Here is a 20,149-nt window from a genome sequence, read left to right as displayed (position 1 = left end):
CAGCCGGCCCATGTTCGAGATCCACATCGACGCCACGTACGCGTGGCTCGGGCTCGCGCTGGTGAGCGTCGCGACCGTCGGCGTGGTCGCCGCGCTCCCCGCGGCCCCGCCGCCGGACGCGGACGGAGTCGCGCACACGATCGGGTCGGTCGCCGACGGCGAATACGTCGCGACCGCCGAACACGGGCTGGCGGCCGACCGGATGCGGGTCACTCCGCACGCGGTCGAGCTCGAGAACGGCGGCGGATCGGCTCGTTCGACCGTCCGTGGACCGCCGATAACGCCCGTAGCCCCGGCCGGGTCCGGCGGTGACGCCCGACTTCGTCGGGTGTTGACCGGCGTTCCACCGGGAACCGCGTTCGAGGACCCCGAGGCGTTCGCCGACGCGACGGCACGGGCACGGGCGGGAGAGCACCGCTGGCGGCCCGCTCCGCGGCGACTGACCGTTCGGCAGGTCCGATACGGAGGGACCCGTGTCACGCTCGTCGGGTGAACGGCTCGGCGAGGCCGACCGCGCCGCGGTCGAGCCGCTCGTCGCGTTGGTCGCCGTGCTCGCGATCGGCGCGGGCCTCGGGCTGTACGTCACCGCGCTCGACGGCGCGACGCCGGAGCCGGAGGATCCCGTCGACGGTGCCGACGCCGTCCTCGACCGGATCGAACGCGACGCGACGGTCGGAGGGATCGTCCGGCCGGACCGCCTGCGTCACCTCGAGGACGAAACGCCGGCGGTCGTCGAACTGGAGACGGAGCGACGGCGGTGGCGGGTCGGCGTCGGCACGGCCTCTCCGTTCGCCGGCGGGCGGATCGATCCTCGATCGTCCGCGGTCGCAGGGCGATCCGTGACGGTTGCCGTCGCGCCCGGCGAGAACGTTCGCGGCAGACTCCGCGTGGCGATTCGTCGATGACGAGCACCGTCCTCGACGTGACGGTCATGCTGCTCTGCGTCTCCGCGAGCGTCGTCACGCTCGGAGCGGCCGGAGGCGGCGCCGAAACGGGAGAGTACGCGGCCGTCGACGCCGCCGACCGGATCGCGACCGAGACCGCGACGGTGACCTACGAGGTCGACGGGGAGGATCACGGCTCCCGAACTGTTCACGCGACCCTCGCGGAACTGCTCGCGATGTCCGCTCGGGGGGCGCCGGGAGTCGACGGCGACGGCGGAGATCGGTTCCGATCTCGAGCCCTCGAACGGGTGGCCGACGCACTCGGCCACCGGATCCGCGTCGACGTGCGGTACGAGGCGGCCGCCCCGTCGTCCGGGACGCCGACTCGAGACGACGGCGTCCCCGCACGTCCCGACGGGGAGGCGGACGCGTGGACGGTCGAGGTCGGGAGCGAGCCGCCCGCGGGCGCCGACGTGAGCGCGACCGTCCTCACGCACCCCGGCTCGCGGCGGCACGAGGGGACCGGAACGGGACGGTTCCGGATCGTCGTGAGGGCGTGGTGAATGGCGCGATCGCGACGCGCTCGGTCGCTGTCGCTCGCCGACGACGAGCGGGCCCGCGTTCCGTTCGCGCTCGTCGGCGTGTTGCTCCTCGTGACCAGTTCGGCGTACGCCGCCGGCGTCGTCGATCAGGGGCTCGTGAGCGAGGACCGTAGCGTCGAGCGCGCCGTCGAGCGCGTCGACGCGGACGCGACGGCGGCACTGAGACACGCCGCTCGCGAGGCCGCTCACGACGCCGCCGCGCGGCCGGTCACCCGGGCGACGACGATCGGTGGCGGTGCGGACCCCGCGTGGCGGACCGCCGCCGGGGCGTCGACGGACGCGGTACGGCCCGGATCCGCCTTCGAGGACGCGTTTCGGATCCGACTGGCGCTCGCCGGCGTGGAGGCGCTGGACGCGGTGAGCGCCGAGGTCGGCGACGTCTCCGCTACGGTCGGGCTCGAGCGGATCGACGATCCGCTCACGCCGGACGACCTGGAGACGCTCCGCGAGACGGTTCGCGTGAGCGGTGCCGCGAACGGGACGGCGACCCGCGTCGTCTTCGAGGACGTGACGGTGACCGCGACGCGAGGCGGGCGCACCGCCGCCGAGTGGACGGAGAACCGAACCGTCGTCGTCGCCGTGCCGACGCTGGCTGCCCACGAGCGGACCGAACGGTTCGAGAGACGGTTGAACCGCGGTCCCGTCGAGGGACCGGGCCTCGGCCGGCAGCTGACCGCCAGCCTCTATCCGATCGCGTGGGCGCGGGGCTACGGCCAGTACGCGCGTGCCCCGATCCGGAACGTGATCGCGAACCGACACGTCGAACTGTCAACGAACGCCGGCATCGTCAGGACCCAGCGGGACGTGTTCGGCACGAGCGACCCGGACGCCCGCGGCGGCGTCGCCGCGGCGACGGCGCGAACGGGACTGACCGACCTCCTCGCGCCGACCGACCTGGACGAGTCGGCGTGGAGCGATCGGGTCCTCGACGCGTCGACGCCGGCTCCCGAGGGCGAGGCGGACGGCTTCGGACCGGCGAGAAGTCACACCGACGAGACGACCTCGGTCTCCGTCGGCCACGCGGCCGACGTGGCCGCCGTGTCAATTCACGACGACCTCGAGGCCGAGATCCGGGGCAGCTACCGCGTGGAGGCGTCGCTCGACGTCTCGGCGGATCGGGTCGTCTACGGCGGGCGGCCGCGGCCGCCGCGGCCGAGCAGCGGCGCGGGCAGGTGGCAGCGCGTCGGCATGAGCGTCGACGAGACGACTCGTGTCGTCTCCGACGACGAGGTTCCGGCGGGCGTTCCGTCCGGCGTCGTCGAGTCGGGTGAGAGCGTCGAGTTCGGTTCGACGAGCCGCGAGGTCCGGGTCGAACGGGTCGCGACTGGGCGATGGAAGCGAGTCGTGAGACGAACGGTCGTCGTCGAATCGGCGGTGGTGGACGAGAACGGAACCGTCCTGGAGCCGGCGAGGTACGGGACGCGTGACGTGGTGGTCGACCGGGAGACGACGTGGGCGACCGCGACCGATAGGTACCGCGTCTCGGTCGACGTAACGGGGAGGTACGAGCCGCGGGACCGCGCCCCCGACCGGCCCACCGCGACGTTCGGTTCGGGGCGCGGAGTCGCCGGAGTCGATCTCGCCGGAACGCCCGACGCCGCTCGATCGGATCTCGGCGTCGACGACGTTCGCGACGTCGACGAACTGGCTCGCGACGCGGTCGATCACGGCGACATCGAGCGGTCGACCGTCGTGTTCGGGGAGCGGTCGGATCGGGCCGTCGATCGGATCAGATCCGACCTCGATGCCCTCCGCGAGGAGGTTCACGGGATCGAAACCGACCTGTCCATGGAGGCGATGGCGGTCGGCGAGGCGGACCCGTACGGCGGGCTCGCCGACGAGCTTCGTGACCGCCGCCGCGACCTCGTGGACGCGCCGGAAACCTACGAGGGGGCGGTCGATCGGGCCCGAATCGCCGTACGGGTCGCCTATCTCGAGGCGGTCGTCGACGAGCTGGAATCGGCGAGCGGGGACGAGGAGGTAGCCACCGACGCGTTCCTCGAACGAGTGGAGGACGCGTTCGGTGGGCCCTCGATCGGGGAGATCATCGCCAGCCGCGAGGCCGCCCGCGACACGGAGGCGTATCGAGTCGGCGAGGACGGCCCCGGCGGCGCCGTCGAGTTGACGCCGAACGCCTCCCCCGGATACCTCCCGCGGACCGCCGTCAACGGGGCGACCGTCGAGGCGGTCGACGGGACGACGACCCGGCCGCTCGCCGTTCGGAACCTCAACTACGTGACAGTTCCGTACGGCGACGTGGCCGGCGGCGTCGTCGAGCGCGTCCTCGGAGACGGCGACAGCGTGCGGATCGGCGACGCCGGACGCGTCCTCCTCGCGACCGACCGGTCGCTCGTCGGTCGCGACGACCCGGACCTCCGTGCCGACCGTGACGAACTGGCCGAACGAGTCGGATCCGCGAGGGCGACCGTCGACCGCGAACTGGTCGACGCGCTCGGGGAGCGGACCGCGCTGACGCGCGCCGAGCGGCGGTCGGTCGTCGAGTCGGTGGCCGCCGGGTACGGTTCCGAGGGGTCGCGGGCGGTCGCCATCGCCGACGGTGAGTACGCGGACCGCGTCGCCGCCGAGGCCGCGAGGGTCGAGTCGCTCGCGGACGGGAGGGAGGGAGCGCTCGCCGCGCGGCTCCGCGTCGCACTCCTGGACGCGACCGGCCGGGACGCCGTTCGAGTCCCGGCGAGGTTCGTCGACGGTCCCGCCCAGGCGGTGCGTGGACACGTCCGGAGCGAGCTCGAGGGCGCGGTCGAGGACGAACTGCGACGCGGCGGCGAGGCGGCCGTCGAACAGTGGGCGTCGGACTCCGATCGGGCCGTCGCGCGCTGGGTGAGAGAGCCGAACCGCAGCGTCGGCGCGGGACTCCCCGTCGCTCCCGTTCCGGGATACTGGGTGGCGACGGTCAACGCGTGGCGCGTGGAGGCACGCGGCGAGTACCCCCGGTTCACGCTGTCCGGCGACGTGGGAACGCCGGGGCGGCCCTTCGAGTACGTCCGCGAGGAGTCGACGGTGACCGTCGACGTCGGCGGCGAGCGGGTCCAACTGGGCCGAACGGAGCCGGTTCGGTTCGAGACCGAGACGATCGTCGTCGTCGCGGTTCCCGCGGGGCCGCCGGGCGTCGGCGACGTGAACGGGGTTCGGGACGAGACCTCCCCCGGCTGGTGAGCGAGGATCGGGACGGAGCGTGCCCCCGATCGGAGGCGTTTTGGGACGCGACCGCCGATCGCGGGTATGTTCCACGAGGTCGTCGACGGGCGGGGCGGATCCGCTCCGATCGACGGCGGGGCCGAAGGACGCGAAGGAGAGGACGGCGAGGAGGTCGAGGCGGCCGCGCTGCTGGCGGCCTTCGAGACGATGTTGGCCGACGCGATCGACGAGATGGAGACGGCCGATCGCGACGGCGTCGGCGACGGCGCATCCCTCGATCCGGCGACGGTCGAGGCGGTCGGCGACGGCGACGCCGCGAACCTGACCGTCGAGGAGGCCGCCGCAGTCCTCGCGGTCGCCGCCGACCGCGACGCCGACGTGCTGGTCGCTGAGCTCCGAGATCACCTCCTGATGGGGATGGCGACGGCGGTGCTCGACGTCGACACGATCGCGGCGTCGATCGACGCCGATCTCACCGGCCAGGAGGTTCAACAGGTCCTCGAAGGGCGCGCGGCGATGACGCTCGACCAGCTCGCGGAGGTCATGGCCGTCATCGAGACACGCAAACCATGAGGGTCGTCATCGTCGGCTGCGGCTACGTCGGTACCGAGCTCGCACGGCGGCTCGCCGCTCGCGATCACGACGTGGCGGGGGTCCGCCGGTCGGACGCCGGACTCGAGACGGTCGGGGCGATCGGCGAGGGCGTCGAGGCGGTTCGCGCGGACGCGACCGATCCCGGCTCGCTCGCCGCGCTCCCCGACGCGGACGCGGTCGTGTTCGCGGCCAGCTCGGGCGGGCGGGGCGCGGAGGCGGCCCGCGAGGTCTACGTCGACGGACTCCGGAACGTCATCGAGGAGTACGGCGGCCGGAGCCGAACGCCGGACCGGCTGGTGTACACGTCCTCGACCGGCGTCTACGGCGACCACGGCGGCGCGTGGGTCGACGAGTCTACGCCGATCGAGCCGACCACGGCGAAGACGCGGGTGCTCGCCGAGGCCGAACGCGTCGCGATCGAGGGGGCGGCCGCGGCCGGAATCGACGGCACCGTCGCGCGGTTCGCGGGCCTGTACGGGCCGGACCGCTATCGGCTCGAGCGGTACCTCGACGGCCCGGTGACCGCCGGCTACCTCAACATGGTCCACCGCGACGACGCCGCGGGCGCGGTGCGGTTCCTCCTCGAGCGCGGGGCCGCCCGCGGCGAGCCGATCGTCGTCGTCGACGACGAGCCGGTCGGGAAACACGCGTTCGCCGACTGGCTCGCCGACGAGTGCGGCGTCGATCGGCCCGAGAAACGGTCGAAGGAGGCACGGATCGCCGCGGGCGACCTCTCCGCCGCGGCCGAACGCCGGATCCGGACGAGCAAGCGCTGCTCGAACGACCGCCTTCGGGAGCTCGGCTACGAGCTCGCGTACCCGACGTTCCGCGAGGGGTACCGGGACGCAGTCGACGAGTTTCGGCGGACGCGGGAGTGAGACGGCCGGCGATCGCGCGGCGTCCGCAGGGGTCGTCGATCGGCGGGATCCGGTCGACCTCACGAGGTCGGAACCCCCACGAACCTTCTTGTGGGACCGGCGACTCCGGGGGGACGTATGTGGGCTCCAGCAACGGTCAGCGGGCGACTCTCGGAGGCGGAGGCGTTCGTCCGGGAGAATCCCGAGCTGGCCGTCACCGCCGTCCTCGGCGCGGCCGTCGTGCTCGTCAGCGCGTACGTGTTCGTCCGGGGCCGCCGGGCGGCCGGCGACGAGTTTCGGCGGCTGCTGGCGGAGGAGTCGGAGATAGCGGTGCTGATGCACCCCAATCCGGACCCGGACGCGATGGCAGCCGCGATCGGCGTCTCGTCGCTGGCTGACCAACTGGACGTCGAGGCGACGATCCAGTATCCGGGACAAATACGTCACCAGGAGAACCGGGCGTTCCGGACGGTGCTGGACCTCGAACTCGACCGGATCGATCACGTCAGCGACCTCGCGGCGGAGACGGTGGTCCTCGTCGACCACAACGAGGCGCGGGGGTTCGCCGGAGCCGACGGGGTGTTGCCGACCGCCGTCGTCGACCACCATCCTGGGGACGGCCGCGGCGACGAGTTCACCGACGTTCGGACCGACTACGGGGCGACCGCCTCCGTCGTCGCCGAGTACTTCAACGACGTGGGCGCGATCCCGGTGCCGCCGGACAAGCACGCGAGCGAGACGGAGGGGGACCTGGTGTTGTCCACGCGGGCGGCGACCGGCCTCCTCTACGGGATCCTCACCGACACCAAACACCTCACCGTCGGCGCGAGCGAGCCGGACTTCGCCTCGGCCGCGTACGTCTACCCCGGCGTCGACCAGGACCAGCTCGACCGGATCGCCAACCCGGCCGTCGACGCGGAGGTCCTGGAGGTCAAGGCCCGCGCGATCGCCGGACGACAGGTCGAGGGGTCGTTCGCGGTCGCCGACGTCGGCGGCGTCAACAACGTCGACGCGATCCCGCAGGCGGCCGACGAGCTGATCCAGCTCGAGGGCGTCAGCGCGGTGGTCGTCATCGGCGAGCGGGACGGCACGGTTCACCTGTCGGGACGCTCGCGTGACGACCGGGTCCACATGGGCAACGCGATCGAGTCGGTGCTCTCGGAGGTCACGAACGGGAACGGCGGCGGCCACTCGCGGATGGGGGGCGGCACGATCACGCCGGAGGTGGACCCGACGGGAGAGTCGGAGCCGGAGACGGTCGACCGCGACGGGCTGGCCGACGCGTTGTTCCGGGCCATGGCCGGCGACGTGTGACGCGCCGGCCGCGTCGGCGGCGCGTGACCGCGGCGAGAGCGACGACAACCGTTAAGCCGTGACCGCCGCATCGGGACGTATGGAGATCGAGGGAGTCGACGGCAGGTGGCTGACGCTCGCGGGCGTCGGTGTCGGCTACGCGCTCGCCACGGGGCTGATCTTTCTCGCGTTCTTCCTGCTTCCGTACCTGGCCGTGAGCGCGCTGTGAGGCGGTCGAGGGTCGAGCCGGTCGGCCTCAGTCCGTTCGCGGCACCGCGTACGCGCCGAGCGCGAGGACCCCGGCCGCGAGCACGACGAGCACGGCCAGGTCGTCGGTCCAGACCCCCGGCTCGTGGACGATCGCTCGCGTCCCGCGAGCGAAGTAGGTGAGCGGCGAGGCGGCGACGGCCGGCAGGAACCAGTCGGGCAACAGCGCGGGGGGGACGAACGTCTCGGAGAGGAACAGGAGCGGGAGCGCGACGGTGTTGCTCGCGGCGATCACGCCGTCCTGTGAGTCGGCCAGCGCGCCGAGGACCGCGCCGAGCCCGCAGAAGAGCGCGACCGCGACGGCGATGAAGACGGGCAGGGCGACGAGCGCCGGCGAGACGACGAGCGCCGCGTCCGTCACCGCGAGCACGAGCCCAAGGATGAGGAGGCTCGCGGCGCCGATGATCGCGACGTTGACGAGCGTGTGCGCGAGCAGCCACTCCGCACGGGAGAGCGGCGTGGTCGCGAGCTTCTCGAAGCGGCCGCCGTCGCGGTGGCGGGCGATCTCCGAGCCGACCCGCGAGAGCGGCGTGAAGAGCACGACGACGGCGAGATAGCCGGGAATGTAGTAGCCGGCCGGCTCGGCGAAGAGGCCGCCGCCGGTCGGCTGGGTCCGGACCAGCGCGCCGAAGATGACGACGAGGATCACGGGGAAGAAGAACGTGAAGAAGACCGCGGTGCGCCGCCGGAGGAACGACCGGGCGGCCGCGGTCGCCTCCGTGAGAACCCGCGAGAGCCGGCTCATCGGTCGCCCCCGCGCCGAACGGCGTCTCCCGCCGCGTCCCCGCCGGCCCGCGGCGAGAACTCCTCGCCGGTCAGTCGGAGGTACACGTCCTCCAGGGACGGCTCCGCCCACGTCAGCGACTCGAACTCGACGCCCGCGGCCGCGAGCGCGTCGACGACCGCGCCGATCCCCTCGGGCCGCACGCCGAGCACCCGGAGACCGTCCGTCGTCGCTTCGATCGTCGGTCCGTCGGCGTCCGACCCGGCCGCCGGGCCGTCGACGGCGGCCGCCGTCTCCCCCGTGTGGAGCGCGGTCCGGACGGCCTCGAGGTCGGCGGCGACGGGGTTCGATCCGTCCATCGCGACCTCCAGCCGGGGATCCCCGCCGTGTTCGGCGATCAGGTCGGCGGGCGCGCCGACGGCGACGACCTCGCCGTCGCGCAGGAGCGCCACCCGGTCGGCGAGCCGTTCGACCTCGTCCATCGCGTGGCTCGTGAGGAACACCGTCGTCCCGCCGGCGGCGAGCCGCTCGATCAGCCGATGGATCGACCGTCGGCCGGCAGGGTCGATCCCGGTCGTGGGTTCGTCCAAGAAGAGCAGGTCGGGATCGTTGACGATGGCGGTCGCGACGCAGGTGCGACGCTTCTGTCCGCCCGAGAGCGTCTCGTACCAGGCGTCGGCGTCGTCGCCCATGCCCACGTCGTTCAGTACGGCCTCTGGGTCGCGGGCGTCGTCGTAGAGCCCGCCGTAGTAGTCGACGAGCTCGCGCGCGGTGAGCCGCTCCGGGGGACCGAACGACTGCGGAAGCAGGCCGATACGCCGCGAGTCGACCGCGTCGGGCGGCGATCCGAGGACGCGGATCGTCCCCTCGGCGTCGGTCGTCCCGGTGAGCGCGCGCACGAGCGTCGTCTTCCCCGCACCGTTGGGGCCGATCAGCCCGAACACCTCGCCCGCCTCGACGGACACGTCGACGCCGTCGAGGGCGACGACGTCGCCGTACGACCGCCGGATCCCCTCGCCGACGACGGAGGGGGTCCCCTCCCCCGTCGCGTCGTCCGCGGATGCCGAGGTCGACGCCGACGGGGCTGCCGTCTCGTTCATGCGTTCGCCTCCGGGAGCCGAGCGCGTAAGGGTTGCTCTTCGATCCCGATCGGGGCGGGAGCTCGCCGCCGATCCGGACCCGATCCGGACCGGGCCCCGATCCGGCGCGATCCCGTCGACGAGACGACGGGTGCGGACACGACGGACGCGAGGTCGGAGCCGTCGACCGGCGTCCGCCGAACATGATCGATCGATATAGTTCTGATATCTTATGAATATAGAGCCGGTACCAAGGTACGAAATAAATGGCATTAACGACCGTTTCAGACTCTCTATCTCCGTGTTACGTGCTACCGTTTATCAGAACATATTTAATATATGAAAGTTTATGCCCGTCGGGGACCAACGGAGAGATATGTCACCGACAGACCGATCATCGACTCGACATCCCGGACTCCTGATCGACCCGCCGTCGATCGCCAGCTCGCTCGGCGCGATCCTCGCGCTCCTCCTGTTCGTCACCGGAGCGCTCGTCGCCGCGGAGTACCCCGCCGTCATGCTCGCCATGATCGCGAGCGCGATCGGCGTCCTCACCGTCGTCCGCCTCCTCTCGGACTTCACCGCGCCCGAGAGCGTGTCGCGCCCGTTCGGCCGGATCATTCGGTTCGGCCCGCGCCGCCGCTACCGGCTGTAGACGGCCTCGACCCCTTTTCGACCGTGTTCGGCACCGTGCCGCCGTTCGTATCCGACGTGGCCGCAGCTCCGTCACGTTCCGCGGTTGCGACCCGCTCCGCGGTCGGCGGCCGCCGTGGCGATGGCATCCGGACCCGCGGCGTTCGCGTCGCGGCTACCCCCAGTGCCAGAAGGAGTGGGCGTCCTCCTCGACCGGCTCGGTCCGTTCGCGGAGGTCCGCGACGTCCTCGGCGGTCGGCTCGACGTCCTCGGGCAGCGACTCCATACAGTCGAAACAGAGGAAGAACTCGGAACCGTCGGCGAGCTCCAGGGTCATCCCCTGGGTCGACTCGAACGCGAAGTTCCAGAGGTCGCCGATCCCGCCGGCGATCCTGACCGACCGTTCACAGACGTCGCACGGCTCCGAGGCCATACCCCGGTTTGGGGGCCGGGGCGTTAAGACGTATCGGCCGCGGGAGCGGAGCCGCGGACCCGGACGCGAACACCGCCACCGCTCCGCTCACTCGGCGCTACACGGACGTCACGGCCGAGATCGGGGCGTCGTGGGATCGTCCACGGGAATCGGGAGTCCCGTTCCACGCCGAGAACGGCCTCTCTCGCCGTGTGTTCTCAGTCGGGAGTGGTTCCGATCGCTCCTCTCTCGGCGTCGAACTCATCCATTACCTTCCGGAACGCACGGATCTCCACCTCGATACCCGCATCCGGACGACCGCTGCTGAAGTTGACCTCGTCGTTCCGGAGGACATCGGAGTCCATGTAGATCGGACAGTCCCTGCCGGGGAAGAAGGGCGGAATCGCGCCGATCGTGTATCCGAGATCGCTCTCGATGACCTCCTCGTCGGCGAACTTCAGGCTGTCGATGTCGGCGATCGCTCTGAGCGATCCCAGATCGACGTTCCGTTCGGCGGGAACGACCGCGACGACGACCTCTCGGTCGTCGTCGAGGAACACCATCGATTTCAGCATCTCGGCGAGCGGAACGTCACGTAGTTCGGCCGCCTTTTCGGAGGTCAACGCATCATCGCCGTGCTCCAACAGCTCGTATTCGATCCCGCGATCGCGAAGGTAGTCCGTGATCTCCGTCCGTACCATACGTTTCTCGACCGCGACTCGTCCCCGTGCCGGATTAATCCTATCCATGGCTCAAACGAGCGTTGAACCTGGGTCGAGCGAACGGGAGTCGTCGACTCGCCGTCCCCGGACGGGACCGGACTCGCCGTCAACGCGGCTCCACGCCTCCCCGGTCACGGGGGAGGCGGTCCCTCAGTCGCCGACATCGATCACGTGTGCGTCCGCGGGGTCGAACCCCACGACGACCGTTCCCTCGAGGGGGTCCTCGGCCCGCACGGCGAGGTCGCGGCCGTCACAGTCGAGGTGGACCCGCGTCGTCTCCCCGAGGAACTCCGCGCTCTCCACGTCGGCCCGAAGCCCGTTCTCGGCCCGTCCCACCCGGAGGTGTTGCGGGCGGACGCAGAACGTCAGGCGGTCGCCGGGGCTCGGGCTCGCGGCCGCGGCGGCTTCGGACTCGGACTCGTCGATCCGGACGCGGAGCGTCTCGCCGCCGATGTCGACGGGGACGGTCCCGTCGGACGAGCCCGTCCCGGCAGCCGCGCCAGGACGCGCGTCGTCCGGTCCCGCGACGACGCCCTCGAACACGTTGTTGTCGCCGACGAACTCGGCGACGAACCGCGAGGCGGGCCGGCGGTACACGGATCGGGGAGGCGCGACCTGCTCGGGGGTCCCCCCGCGCATCACCGCGACGCGGTCGGAGATCGAGAGCGCCTCCTCCTGGTCGTGCGTGACGTAGACGGTGGTGATCCCCAGCTCGCGCTGGATCGCGCGCACCTGGAGCCGGAGTCGCTCGCGTAAGCGCGCGTCGAGCGCGCTCATCGGCTCGTCCAAGAGCAGGAGGTCGGGGCCGGGCGCGAGCGCCCGCGCCATCGCGACCCGCTGTCGTTGCCCGCCGGAGAGGCTCTCCGGGTCGCGGTCGGCGGTCCCCGGCAGGTCGACGAGCTCGAGCAGCTCGCGGACGCGCTCGGCGCGGCTCGCGTCTCCCGGCGGCTCCGAGAAGCGCAGCCCGTAGCCCACGTTCTCGCCGACGGTCATGTGCGGGAACAGCGCGTAGTTCTGGAACACCACGCCCACGTTCCGCTCCTCCGGCGGGACGCCCGAGACGTCGCGGCCGCCGAACCGGATCCGGCCCGCGGTCGGCTCCTCGAACCCCGCGATCAGCCGCAGCGTCGTCGTCTTCCCGCAGCCGGAGGGCCCCACGAGCGTGAAGAACTCCCCCTCCCGGATCCGGAGGTCCACGCCCTCGACGGCGACCGTCCCGTCGTAGCGCTTGCTCACGCCCGCGAGCTCGACCGCCGGGGCGTCCGCGTCGGCGTCGCGGGGCGCGGCCGGCGGGTCACCCTCAGATCCCATCGTACTCGCCTCCGAGCCGCTCGATCACCACGAAGCTGACGCCGGTCACCACGAGGAGAACGACGCCCATCGCGGTCGCGGGTCCGAGCCGCCGGCCGATGAACCGTTCGATCGCGATCGGCATCGTGTACGCGTCCGCGCCGGTCGCGAGGACGACCGTCGCCGTGAACTCGCCCATCGAGATGGCGACCGCGAACGCCGCGCCCGCGACGACGCCCGGCCAGACCAGCGGGAGCTCGACGTCACGGAGCACCCGCGCCCGCGACGCGCCGAGCGCGCGGGCCGACTCCACGAGCGAGCGGTCGAGCGACTCCAGGCCGGGCGCGACCGTCCGGACGACGAACGGGTAGCCCGCCACGGCGTGGGCGGCCACGATGGCCGCCGAGCCGGCCACCGCGATCCGCCACCCGGCGACCTCGACGCCGAACACCAGCCCGCGGAGCAGCCCGAGCCCGACGAGGATCCCCGAGACGGCGAACGGCGCCATCGCGACCGCGTCGACGAGCTTCCGGCCGCGGTACTCGCGGGTCGTGATCACCGCGACGACGACGCCCATCGGCAGCGCGACGAGCGCCGACGCCGCGGCGAAGACGAGGGAGTTGCGGACGGCGGGCCACGGCCGGACCTGGAACGCCGCGCCCGTGCGCTGGCGCTCCGCCAGGAACCGGTAGTGCTCGAGGGTGAGCCCCCCGTCCCCGCCGGTGACGCTCGCGAGGACCATGGAGGCGATCGGCGCGAGGAAGACGAGCGCCGCGACGACCGCGTAGACGCCGAGCCCGAGCCGCGAGAGGAGCTCTCGGGCCGTCGGCGCGGACGGGAGGACGGGTCGCCGGGGGAGCGGCCTGACGCCCCGCGAGGTCACCGTGTGTCGCGCCTCGTACCGGAGGTACGCGCCGAGCACCGACAGCGAGATGGCGAGCTCGACGACCGCGAGCGCGGCCGCCTCCGCGTAGTTCAGGTCGCGCGCGAGCCGGTAGACGAACACCTCGACGGTCGCCAGCTCGAACCCGCCGAGCGCCAACACGATCGGGAACGTCCCGAAGGTGAACACGAACGTGAGCGCCGCGCCCATCAGGACGGCGGGGTACACCTGCGGCGCGACGACGTGGAGGAACGCCCGGACCGGCCCCGCCCCGAGGCTCCGGGCGGTCTCGACCGCGCCGGCGTCGACTGACTCCCAGGCGGCGGTCGTCACCCGCGCGACGAGCGGCGCGTTGTAGAAGGCGTGGGCGATCACGATCGCCTCCAGCGTGAACATGAGCTCCACGGGCCCGAGTCCGACGGCTCCGAGGAGGGCGTTGAGCGTCCCGTTCCGGCCGAAGGTGGCGACGTAGCCCACCGCGACCATGATCGACGGCAACACGAACGGGACGATGGTGAGCGAGCGCAGCGTCCGCCGACCGGGGAACTCGAACCGCGCGAGCAGGTAGGCGGCCGGGAGCCCGAGCGCGACGCTCGCGAGCGTCGACAGGACCGCCTGGTAGGCCGTGAAGCCGACGATCCCGAGCCGCCGATCCGGCGAGAGCAGCGCCCGCGCGACCGCGATCGGGTGCTCGCCCGCGAACAGCCGCGCGAGTTCGCCGAAGTAGAAGGGGTCACGCAGGACCGCCGCGAAGACGCCGAGCGTGGCCGCGCCGTCGACGACGACCGACTCGACGAGGACGGTCCCGACCGGGTAGTAGAAGACGACGACGAGGATCGCGACCGTGGCCGCCGCGAGTCCGGTCAGCGCGCGTCGCTCGAGCAGCTCGCGGAGCCGAGCCGGGCGGTCCCGTCGGTGGTCGGGGGCGTCCGACCCGTCGCGGAGCCGCGGTCCGTCGCTCACGGGTTCGGGCTCAGTTGCCCGCGTACTGGCGTTCCCACGCGGTGATCCATCCGTCGAGCGACCCTTGGAGCTGGTCGTACGTGAACGTGACCGGGTCGGCGGGCTCCTGGGCGAGGTCGGCGTAGTCGGCGGGCAGCTCCGCGGTGTCGGTCGCGGGGAACGCCACGTTGCGCTGGGCGATCTGCCCCTGGACGTCGGGCTCCAGCATGAACGACATGAACTCGCGTGCGAGGTCGGGCTCGTCGGCGTCGGCGAACACCGCCATGCCCTCCGGGGTCGCGTACGCCTGGTCGTTCAGGAAGCGGATCTGATGTTCCTGGAGGTCCGCGCCCTCCATGTCCGCGAACACCTGGTCGGTGGAGTACGACACCACGATCGGCGCTTCCCCCTCAGACCACGAGGTGTACGCGTCGTCCCAGGAGCCGAGCACGCGGACGTCGTTGTCCTGGAGGTCCGCCCAGAAGTCGAGGTAGTCGTAGTCGGGGTCGCCGTCGCCGCCCTCGACGGCCTCCTCGTCCCCGTCGGCGGCGACGCCGCCGTCGCCGAACCGCGAGATCGTGTGTAACAGGAACGCGCGGCCGGTCGAGGAGCCGCCGGGGTTCTGCGCGATGAGGTCGCCGCGGTGCTCCTCCGCGAGCAGTCCCTCGAACGTCGCCGGCGCCTCGGTCTCGGTGCCGTCGTACACGAGGCTGACGTAGCCGGTGTCGAAGGGGACGGCTCGCTCGAAGGGGTCGAACCGCAGCCCGTCGCGGACCGCGCCGGCCCCGTCGACGTCGCCGGCGGCGGCGAAGAGGTCGTCGTCGAGCTCCTCGTCCACCCGGACGAGGTCCTCGGTGGTGAGCCCGACGTAGAGGTCCGCGTCGATCGACGCGCCCGAGGCCGCGCGCTCGACGTAGTGGTTCACCTCGTTGTCCGGGGTCGCCCACTCCAGCTCGGCGTCGACGCGCGACTCGAACTCCTCTTTGAGCCACTCGCCGGGACTCACGGAGGGCGCGTCGATGAACGCGCCGTAGGTCGCGACCGTCAGCGTCGGCGTCTCGCTCTCGCCGTCGTCGCCCCCCTCGCTTCCCGCGCCGTCGCCCGCGTCGCCGTCCCCTCCGTCGCCGGCGGTTCCCTCGCCGTCCCCGTCGGACCCCCCCGACCCGTCGGAGCCGTCGCCCGTTCGCTCCGCGCTACAGCCGGCGAGTCCCGCCACGCCCGCCGCGCCGCCGAGCGCGAGGAACCGTCGCCGCGTGTGTCGTCCGTCGGTCGCGTCCGTGTCGTCCGTCATTACCTGGTTGTTGTACCGGGTGATTACATAAGGGATCCGTGTCGGCGGCCGCGTCGGGGACGTCGACCCGCGTCGGTGTCGGCCGAGACCGACCCGTTTAATCGGCGCCCGCGACTCTCGATACCCATGAGCGGCTTCCCCGAGTTCGAGGTGATCCCCGCTGTCGACGTCCAGGACGGCTCCGTCGTCCAGCTGGTCGGCGGCGAGCGCGGCACGGGCAAACGCTACGGCGACCCGGTCGAGGCGGCGTCGCGCTGGATCGACGAGGGGGCCGAGACTCTCCACCTCGTCGACCTCGACGGGGCGTTCGAGGGCGAGCGCGAGAACGCCGCCGCGATCGAGGCGGTGGTCGACGCCACGGACGACGCGATCGGGCTCCAGCTCGGCGGCGGGATCCGGACCGTGGCGGACGCCCGCGGGCTGCTGGACGCCGGCATCGACCGCGTCATCGTGGGCACCGCGGCGGTCGAGACGCCGGAGATCGTCGGCGAGATCGACGAGACGCATCCGGGAAGCGTCGTCGTCAGCCTCGACGCGAAGGGGGGCGAGGTCGTCGTCTCCGGGTGGACGGAGGGGACCGGCCTCGATCCCGCCGAGGCCGCGGCGCGCTACGAGGAGCTCGGCGCGGGCGCGATCCTCTTCACGAACGTCGACGTCGAGGGGCGGCTGGAGGGGATCGACCGCGAGGCGGTCGAGAGCGTGGTCGACGCCGTCGACGTCCCCGTCATCGCCTCCGGCGGCGTCGCGACCGTCGACGACGTGGTCGCGCTGAAGGAGGCCGGCGCGGCCGCCGTCGTCGTCGGCACCGCCCTCTACGAGGGCCGGTTCACGCTGCGGGAGGCACGGGCCGCGGCCGACGAGGCCTGAGTTCGGCGGTCGACCGGGGCGGACCCGCCGGCTACTCCGCCGGGCGCTCCCGTTGAACGACCAACACCGGCCCGAGGAAGCGCTCCGCCACCTGCTCGGCGGGCATCCCGAAGACGAACGTGGTGACCGACGGGTCCGTCTCGCCCATGATCACCGCGTCGTGGCTCTCGGCGCGGCCGGCGATCGCGTCGACCGCGGCCTCCGCCTCCTCGACGACGACCTCGAGGTCGTCGGGGTCCATGCCGCGCTCGACGAGGTCGGACCTCACGCCGGTCAGAAACGCCTCCCCGTCCGCGATCGTCTCGCCGTCGTTGAGGGCGTGATACAGCGTCACCGCCACGTCCGACTCGGCGAACAGCCCGGCGACGAGCCGCGTGTTCCGGCCGACGCCGACCGTCCCGCGGAGCGCGACGAGGACGGAGTCGACGCGCTCGGTGCCGTTCGGAACGAGCACGGCGAGACAGTCGTGCTCGTAGATGAGCCGGTCGATCGTCGTCTCCCGGTCGTGCGTGAACACGAGCCGCGTCTCGACGGTCGCGCCGGCGTCCCGCAGCGCGCCGGCGACCGCCTCGAGTTTCGCCATCGCGGTCTCGCCGAACTGCGCGCGCGCCTGTTCCGCGGCCGTCTGCTCGGGGATCACGTGGTAGCCGGACAGCACGACGTGGGCGTTCGCGAGCAGGTCCGGCGTGCCCGTCGGCAGCGGCTCGCCCTCCAGCACCGCCAGCGGGACGAGCACCGCGGGTCGGTCGGGATCGGTTCGCGTCGGGTCGTCCGGTGGTGCCGTGTCGGTCATCTCAGAATCTCCCCTCCAGTTCGACGTCGGTCGCGTAGTGTCGGTACCAGCCGTAGGCCGCGACCATGACGGCGACCCCGATCCCGATCGACGCCGGCCGCATGAACGCGATGAGCGCGACGCTCGCGAGCGCGCCGCACCCCGCGACCGCGAACCCGGCCGGACAGCGGAACGACGGCGCGTACCAGTCGGGTCGTGCGCGCCGGAGCCGGATCAGCGCGACGCAGATCAGCCCGTACATCACGAGGTGGAGGAAGGAGGCGACCTCCGCGAGCAGCTCCACCCGTCCGGTCGCGGCGAGGACGACGATCGGCCCGCCGGCGAGTCCCAGCGCGACGTGGGGCGTCCCGTAGCGGAGGTTGATCCGGCTCGCGGCCTCGGGAACGAGGTCGTCGCGGCTCACCGCGTACACCGCCCGCGAGGCGCTGAGGATCGACGCGTTCGCGCTCGAGAACGTCGCCAACAGCCCCGCGACGACGATGGCGATCGCCCCCGGACGGCCGACGAACGCGCGGGCGACCTCGACCATGGCGGTCTCGCCGAACTCGCCGAGCCGGGCGCTCCCGAACGCGCTCGTCGCCACGAGGACGGTGACGACGTAGAACACGCCGACGACGAGAACGGACGCGACCATCGCCAGCGGGAGGTTCCGCGAGGGCTCCGTGATGTCGCCCGCGACGGTCGCCACCTGCGCGAACCCGAGGTACGAGGTGAACACGAGCGCCGCCGTCCGGAGCACCGGCAGCATGCCGCCGGGCGGGAGGAAGCGCTCGGGAGTGCGCTCCGCCCCGAACACGCCGAGCGCGTCGAGGCCCCCGTAACTCAGAAACAGCGTGAGGATCACGAGCAGGACCGCCACGATCGCGTTCTGGAGCGACGCGGTGTTCTCGGTCCCGAGGAGGCTGAGCGCCGTGAGTCCGACCCCGAACGCGACCCCGAGGGGCACCGCCGGATCCACGGGCAGGGCGATCCCCGCCTCGAGGAACACCTGGCCGGCGTAGCTGCCGAGCCCGACGAGGTAGAACGCGGAGGCGAAGACGAGCCCGAGCCAGAGGCCGATCCCGACGACCGCGCCGGGCGCGGTGCCGAGCCCCCGTGAGATGAAGAAGTAGCCGCCGCCGCTTCGCGGCATCGCCGTCGCGAGCTCCGAGGTCGGCAGCGCCACGAGCAGCGCGACGACCCCGCCGATCGCGAACGACAGCGACGCCGCCGGGCCGGCGTTCTCGGCCGCGAGTCCGGGGAACACGAAGATCCCCGCGCCGATCATCGTCCCGATCCCGATCGCGAGGCCGCCGGAGAGGCCGATGGTCCGTTCGAGCTCGCCCTCGCCGGTGTCGACGTCGACGGCGTCGGCGAGGCCGTCCGGGGCGTCGAGGTCGGCGGCGTCGCTCGGACCGTCCGATCCCGGCCCGCGCGGACCGTCCGGTGGCGCCATCCCACGAGGGACGACTCCCGCGCGGGTCAAATAGTCACCGCCGTACCCGCAACCTCCTTACGAGCCCCCGCCGACCGTGGCGTATGGGCGATCACGACCGGACCGCGGCCGTCTCGCGGGAGACCGCCGAGACGACGATCGATCTCACCCTCGCGATCGACGGCGACGGTGAGAGCGAGGTGGACACCGGGATCGGCTTCTACGACCACATGCTCGAGTCGTTCGCGAAACACGGCCTCTTCGATCTCACCGTCCGCTGTGACGGCGACACCCACATCGACGACCACCACACCGTCGAGGACGTGGCGATCTGCCTCGGCGAGGCGTTCGACGAGGCGCTCGGCGACAAGCGTGGAATTCGGCGGTACGCCGACCGCCGCGTCCCGCTCGACGAGGCGGTCGCGAGCGTCGTCGTCGACGTGGCGGGGCGGCCGTACTACGACTTCGCGGGCGAGTTCTCCCAGGAGCGGGTCGGGGAGTTCACGAGCGTCATGGCCGACCACTTCGCGCTCTCTCTGGCACAGAACGCCGGGCTCACCCTCCACGCCGCCGTCGAGACGGGCGAGAACGCCCACCACGAGGTCGAGGCGCTGTTCAAGGCGCTGGCGCGCGCGCTCGACGACGCCACGCGGATCGACGGCCGCCGGAGCGACACGCCGAGCACCAAGGGCGAACTGTAGCGTCTCGTCACCCCGACCGCCTCCCGCGTTCGCGACGCGCCGGTCGCGGACGATCGATCGCTCAAAGGCACGTTTCAGCCATCGGGACCCTCATGGTCCCGTCGACCGAACCGACGCGTATGGCCCCACCGTCTCCGTCGAACTTCCTCCACGCAGCGTCGACGACCGACGCCAACACCCGCTGGCGGCTCGAGAGCGAGGACCTCCACGTCCGCAACCACGACCGCCGGACCGAACACGACGTCCGGATCGCGATCCGCCGCGACGGCGAGGTGTGTCACCGCGCGGAGTATCACCTGCTCTCCGACCAGTCGGGGAGTTCGGTGAACCTGCTCGCGGCCGGCGAGTACGCCGTCACGGCCGCCGTCGACGACGGCGAGCCGGAGACCGCCACGGTTCGGGTCTCCGACGACCCGAACGAGACGATCGTCGTCGAGATCATCAACGGCGGGGTGCGGATCTCCGAGGGCGTCAACTGAGGCACGTTCCGGTCACGGCGGCTTCGACGCCGCCGCGATCCCGCCCGATCCGTTTTAGGTGTGCGAGCCGTTCACACGAGCGGGATGGACCTCCGCTGTGAGGGGTGTGCCGGCTGCTGTGTCGACTGGCGGCCGCTCGCGCCCGAGGCCGCCGGCTCCGACCGCGCGGGTCGCCGCCCGCCGCTCGACGACGTCTACGACCTCGCGCCGCTCACCCGCGACGAGGTCGTGAGGTTCCTCGACCGCGGGCTCGGCGACGTGATGGC

Annotated in this window: 22 protein-coding genes; 13 read left to right on the top strand and 9 right to left on the bottom strand. The window is 72.3% G+C overall.

Annotation, left to right across the window (positions count from 1 at the left end; translation table 11 throughout):
- Positions 1 to 10 precede the first annotated feature (10 nt).
- From DJ70_RS02835 to DJ70_RS17915, 8 genes are all read left to right on the top strand, one after another.
- Positions 11 to 493 carry a DUF7283 family protein gene (locus DJ70_RS02835; RefSeq protein WP_094529942.1) on the top strand — a complete coding sequence of 161 codons (483 nt, stop codon included), beginning with the start codon at positions 11 to 13 and terminating at the stop codon, positions 491 to 493.
- Positions 474 to 905, top strand: a complete 432-nt coding sequence (locus DJ70_RS02830) for a DUF7285 family protein (RefSeq protein WP_094529940.1) — start codon at positions 474 to 476, stop codon at positions 903 to 905. Before DJ70_RS02835 ends, DJ70_RS02830 begins: the two co-directional genes overlap by 20 nt.
- Positions 902 to 1,447 (top strand): DUF7284 family protein, encoded by a 546-nt coding sequence (locus DJ70_RS02825; RefSeq protein ID WP_179233932.1) that lies wholly within the window; start codon positions 902 to 904, stop codon positions 1,445 to 1,447. The genes DJ70_RS02830 and DJ70_RS02825 overlap by 4 nt, the downstream gene beginning before the upstream one ends.
- On the top strand, positions 1,448 to 4,660 hold the full coding sequence (locus tag DJ70_RS02820) for a DUF7286 family protein (RefSeq protein WP_094529938.1): 3,213 nt from the start codon (positions 1,448 to 1,450) through the stop codon (positions 4,658 to 4,660).
- A gap of 66 nt (positions 4,661 to 4,726) precedes the next feature.
- Positions 4,727 to 5,215 carry a DUF5791 family protein gene (locus DJ70_RS02815; protein ID WP_094529936.1) on the top strand — a complete coding sequence of 163 codons (489 nt, stop codon included), beginning with the start codon at positions 4,727 to 4,729 and terminating at the stop codon, positions 5,213 to 5,215.
- A complete protein-coding gene (locus DJ70_RS02810; protein ID WP_094529934.1) occupies positions 5,212 to 6,114 on the top strand; it encodes an SDR family oxidoreductase in 903 nt (300 codons plus the stop codon). Before DJ70_RS02815 ends, DJ70_RS02810 begins: the two co-directional genes overlap by 4 nt.
- Before the next feature lie 117 nt (positions 6,115 to 6,231).
- Positions 6,232 to 7,407 carry a DHH family phosphoesterase gene (locus DJ70_RS02805; RefSeq protein ID WP_094529932.1) on the top strand — a complete coding sequence of 392 codons (1,176 nt, stop codon included), beginning with the start codon at positions 6,232 to 6,234 and terminating at the stop codon, positions 7,405 to 7,407.
- 79 nt (positions 7,408 to 7,486) lie between these two features.
- Positions 7,487 to 7,615 (top strand): hypothetical protein, encoded by a 129-nt coding sequence (locus DJ70_RS17915; RefSeq protein WP_275542344.1) that lies wholly within the window; start codon positions 7,487 to 7,489, stop codon positions 7,613 to 7,615.
- A 27-nt stretch (positions 7,616 to 7,642) separates the two neighbouring features.
- Here DJ70_RS17915 and DJ70_RS02800 read toward each other — a convergent pair whose 3' ends face one another.
- Positions 7,643 to 8,398 carry an ABC transporter permease gene (locus DJ70_RS02800; RefSeq protein WP_094529930.1) on the bottom strand — a complete coding sequence of 252 codons (756 nt, stop codon included), beginning with the start codon at positions 8,396 to 8,398 and terminating at the stop codon, positions 7,643 to 7,645.
- On the bottom strand, positions 8,395 to 9,477 hold the full coding sequence (locus tag DJ70_RS02795) for an ABC transporter ATP-binding protein (protein ID WP_094529928.1): 1,083 nt from the start codon (positions 9,475 to 9,477) through the stop codon (positions 8,395 to 8,397). Before DJ70_RS02795 ends, DJ70_RS02800 begins: the two co-directional genes overlap by 4 nt.
- A 355-nt stretch (positions 9,478 to 9,832) precedes the next feature.
- On the opposite strand from DJ70_RS02795, the gene DJ70_RS02790 reads away from it, so the two are divergent.
- Positions 9,833 to 10,111, top strand: a complete 279-nt coding sequence (locus DJ70_RS02790; protein ID WP_094529926.1) for a hypothetical protein — start codon at positions 9,833 to 9,835, stop codon at positions 10,109 to 10,111.
- A gap of 153 nt (positions 10,112 to 10,264) precedes the next feature.
- Here DJ70_RS02790 and DJ70_RS02785 read toward each other — a convergent pair whose 3' ends face one another.
- From DJ70_RS02785 to DJ70_RS02765, 5 genes are all read right to left on the bottom strand, one after another.
- Positions 10,265 to 10,522 carry a DUF7561 family protein gene (locus DJ70_RS02785; RefSeq protein WP_094529924.1) on the bottom strand — a complete coding sequence of 86 codons (258 nt, stop codon included), beginning with the start codon at positions 10,520 to 10,522 and terminating at the stop codon, positions 10,265 to 10,267.
- A 197-nt stretch (positions 10,523 to 10,719) separates the two neighbouring features.
- The gene (locus DJ70_RS02780) at positions 10,720 to 11,202 is read right to left on the bottom strand and encodes an aminoacyl-tRNA deacylase (RefSeq protein ID WP_179233931.1); all 483 of its coding nucleotides are present in this window, start codon (positions 11,200 to 11,202) and stop codon (positions 10,720 to 10,722) included.
- A gap of 171 nt (positions 11,203 to 11,373) precedes the next feature.
- The gene (locus DJ70_RS02775) at positions 11,374 to 12,534 is read right to left on the bottom strand and encodes an ABC transporter ATP-binding protein (RefSeq protein WP_094529920.1); all 1,161 of its coding nucleotides are present in this window, start codon (positions 12,532 to 12,534) and stop codon (positions 11,374 to 11,376) included.
- A complete protein-coding gene (locus tag DJ70_RS02770; RefSeq protein WP_094529918.1) occupies positions 12,524 to 14,359 on the bottom strand; it encodes an ABC transporter permease in 1,836 nt (611 codons plus the stop codon). Before DJ70_RS02770 ends, DJ70_RS02775 begins: the two co-directional genes overlap by 11 nt.
- A gap of 10 nt (positions 14,360 to 14,369) precedes the next feature.
- Positions 14,370 to 15,629: a thiamine ABC transporter substrate-binding protein gene (locus tag DJ70_RS02765; protein ID WP_094529916.1), complete on the bottom strand. Its 1,260-nt coding sequence runs from the start codon at positions 15,627 to 15,629 to the stop codon at positions 14,370 to 14,372.
- A gap of 126 nt (positions 15,630 to 15,755) precedes the next feature.
- Between DJ70_RS02765 and hisA the strand changes: the two genes are divergently transcribed.
- Positions 15,756 to 16,496, top strand: a complete 741-nt coding sequence (gene hisA / locus DJ70_RS02760) for a 1-(5-phosphoribosyl)-5-[(5-phosphoribosylamino)methylideneamino]imidazole-4-carboxamide isomerase (protein WP_094529914.1) — start codon at positions 15,756 to 15,758, stop codon at positions 16,494 to 16,496.
- Between the two features lie 31 nt (positions 16,497 to 16,527).
- Here the strand turns inward: hisA and DJ70_RS02755 are convergent, their stop codons facing one another.
- The gene (locus DJ70_RS02755; RefSeq protein WP_094529912.1) at positions 16,528 to 17,289 is read right to left on the bottom strand and encodes a universal stress protein; all 762 of its coding nucleotides are present in this window, start codon (positions 17,287 to 17,289) and stop codon (positions 16,528 to 16,530) included.
- Position 17,290: 1 nt separating this feature from the next.
- Positions 17,291 to 18,724 (bottom strand): APC family permease, encoded by a 1,434-nt coding sequence (locus tag DJ70_RS02750; protein WP_094529910.1) that lies wholly within the window; start codon positions 18,722 to 18,724, stop codon positions 17,291 to 17,293.
- 83 nt (positions 18,725 to 18,807) lie between these two features.
- On the opposite strand from DJ70_RS02750, the gene hisB reads away from it, so the two are divergent.
- The 3 genes from hisB to DJ70_RS02735 all read left to right on the top strand — a co-directional run.
- Positions 18,808 to 19,404 (top strand): imidazoleglycerol-phosphate dehydratase HisB, encoded by a 597-nt coding sequence (hisB, locus tag DJ70_RS02745; protein ID WP_094529908.1) that lies wholly within the window; start codon positions 18,808 to 18,810, stop codon positions 19,402 to 19,404.
- 119 nt (positions 19,405 to 19,523) lie between these two features.
- Positions 19,524 to 19,883, top strand: a complete 360-nt coding sequence (locus DJ70_RS02740) for a hypothetical protein (RefSeq protein ID WP_094529963.1) — start codon at positions 19,524 to 19,526, stop codon at positions 19,881 to 19,883.
- An 84-nt stretch (positions 19,884 to 19,967) separates the two neighbouring features.
- Positions 19,968 to 20,149, top strand: a 182-nt coding sequence (locus DJ70_RS02735; RefSeq protein WP_449272188.1) for a YkgJ family cysteine cluster protein, incomplete at its 3' end; no start/stop codon positions are given.

Origin of the sequence: Halorubrum halodurans (assembly GCF_002252985.1) — an archaeon.
GTDB lineage: Archaea > Halobacteriota > Halobacteria > Halobacteriales > Haloferacaceae > Halorubrum > Halorubrum halodurans.
The sequence above is the reverse complement of the archived record's forward strand: the minus strand, read 5'-3'. Positions and strand labels throughout refer to the sequence as shown.

Bases quoted from the DNA above. Each gene is read 5' to 3' on its own strand.
- DJ70_RS02750 (WP_094529910.1), bottom strand. From the start codon at position 18,724: ATGGCGCCACCGGACGGTCCGCGCGGGCCGGGATCGGACGGTCCGAGC.
- DJ70_RS02810 (WP_094529934.1), top strand. From the start codon at position 5,212: ATGAGGGTCGTCATCGTCGGCTGCGGCTACGTCGGTACCGAGCTCGCA.
- DJ70_RS02790 (WP_094529926.1), top strand. From the start codon at position 9,833: ATGTCACCGACAGACCGATCATCGACTCGACATCCCGGACTCCTGATC.
- DJ70_RS02835 (WP_094529942.1), top strand. From the start codon at position 11: ATGTTCGAGATCCACATCGACGCCACGTACGCGTGGCTCGGGCTCGCG.
- DJ70_RS02740 (WP_094529963.1), top strand. From the start codon at position 19,524: ATGGCCCCACCGTCTCCGTCGAACTTCCTCCACGCAGCGTCGACGACC.
- DJ70_RS02775 (WP_094529920.1), bottom strand. From the start codon at position 12,534: ATGGGATCTGAGGGTGACCCGCCGGCCGCGCCCCGCGACGCCGACGCG.
- DJ70_RS02795 (WP_094529928.1), bottom strand. From the start codon at position 9,477: ATGAACGAGACGGCAGCCCCGTCGGCGTCGACCTCGGCATCCGCGGAC.
- hisB (WP_094529908.1), top strand. From the start codon at position 18,808: ATGGGCGATCACGACCGGACCGCGGCCGTCTCGCGGGAGACCGCCGAG.
- DJ70_RS02805 (WP_094529932.1), top strand. From the start codon at position 6,232: ATGTGGGCTCCAGCAACGGTCAGCGGGCGACTCTCGGAGGCGGAGGCG.
- DJ70_RS02800 (WP_094529930.1), bottom strand. From the start codon at position 8,398: ATGAGCCGGCTCTCGCGGGTTCTCACGGAGGCGACCGCGGCCGCCCGG.
- DJ70_RS02780 (WP_179233931.1), bottom strand. From the start codon at position 11,202: ATGGTACGGACGGAGATCACGGACTACCTTCGCGATCGCGGGATCGAA.
- DJ70_RS17915 (WP_275542344.1), top strand. From the start codon at position 7,487: ATGGAGATCGAGGGAGTCGACGGCAGGTGGCTGACGCTCGCGGGCGTC.
- DJ70_RS02765 (WP_094529916.1), bottom strand. From the start codon at position 15,629: ATGACGGACGACACGGACGCGACCGACGGACGACACACGCGGCGACGG.
- hisA (WP_094529914.1), top strand. From the start codon at position 15,756: ATGAGCGGCTTCCCCGAGTTCGAGGTGATCCCCGCTGTCGACGTCCAG.
- DJ70_RS02785 (WP_094529924.1), bottom strand. From the start codon at position 10,522: ATGGCCTCGGAGCCGTGCGACGTCTGTGAACGGTCGGTCAGGATCGCC.
- DJ70_RS02815 (WP_094529936.1), top strand. From the start codon at position 4,727: ATGTTCCACGAGGTCGTCGACGGGCGGGGCGGATCCGCTCCGATCGAC.
- DJ70_RS02825 (WP_179233932.1), top strand. From the start codon at position 902: ATGACGAGCACCGTCCTCGACGTGACGGTCATGCTGCTCTGCGTCTCC.
- DJ70_RS02755 (WP_094529912.1), bottom strand. From the start codon at position 17,289: ATGACCGACACGGCACCACCGGACGACCCGACGCGAACCGATCCCGAC.
- DJ70_RS02820 (WP_094529938.1), top strand. From the start codon at position 1,448: ATGGCGCGATCGCGACGCGCTCGGTCGCTGTCGCTCGCCGACGACGAG.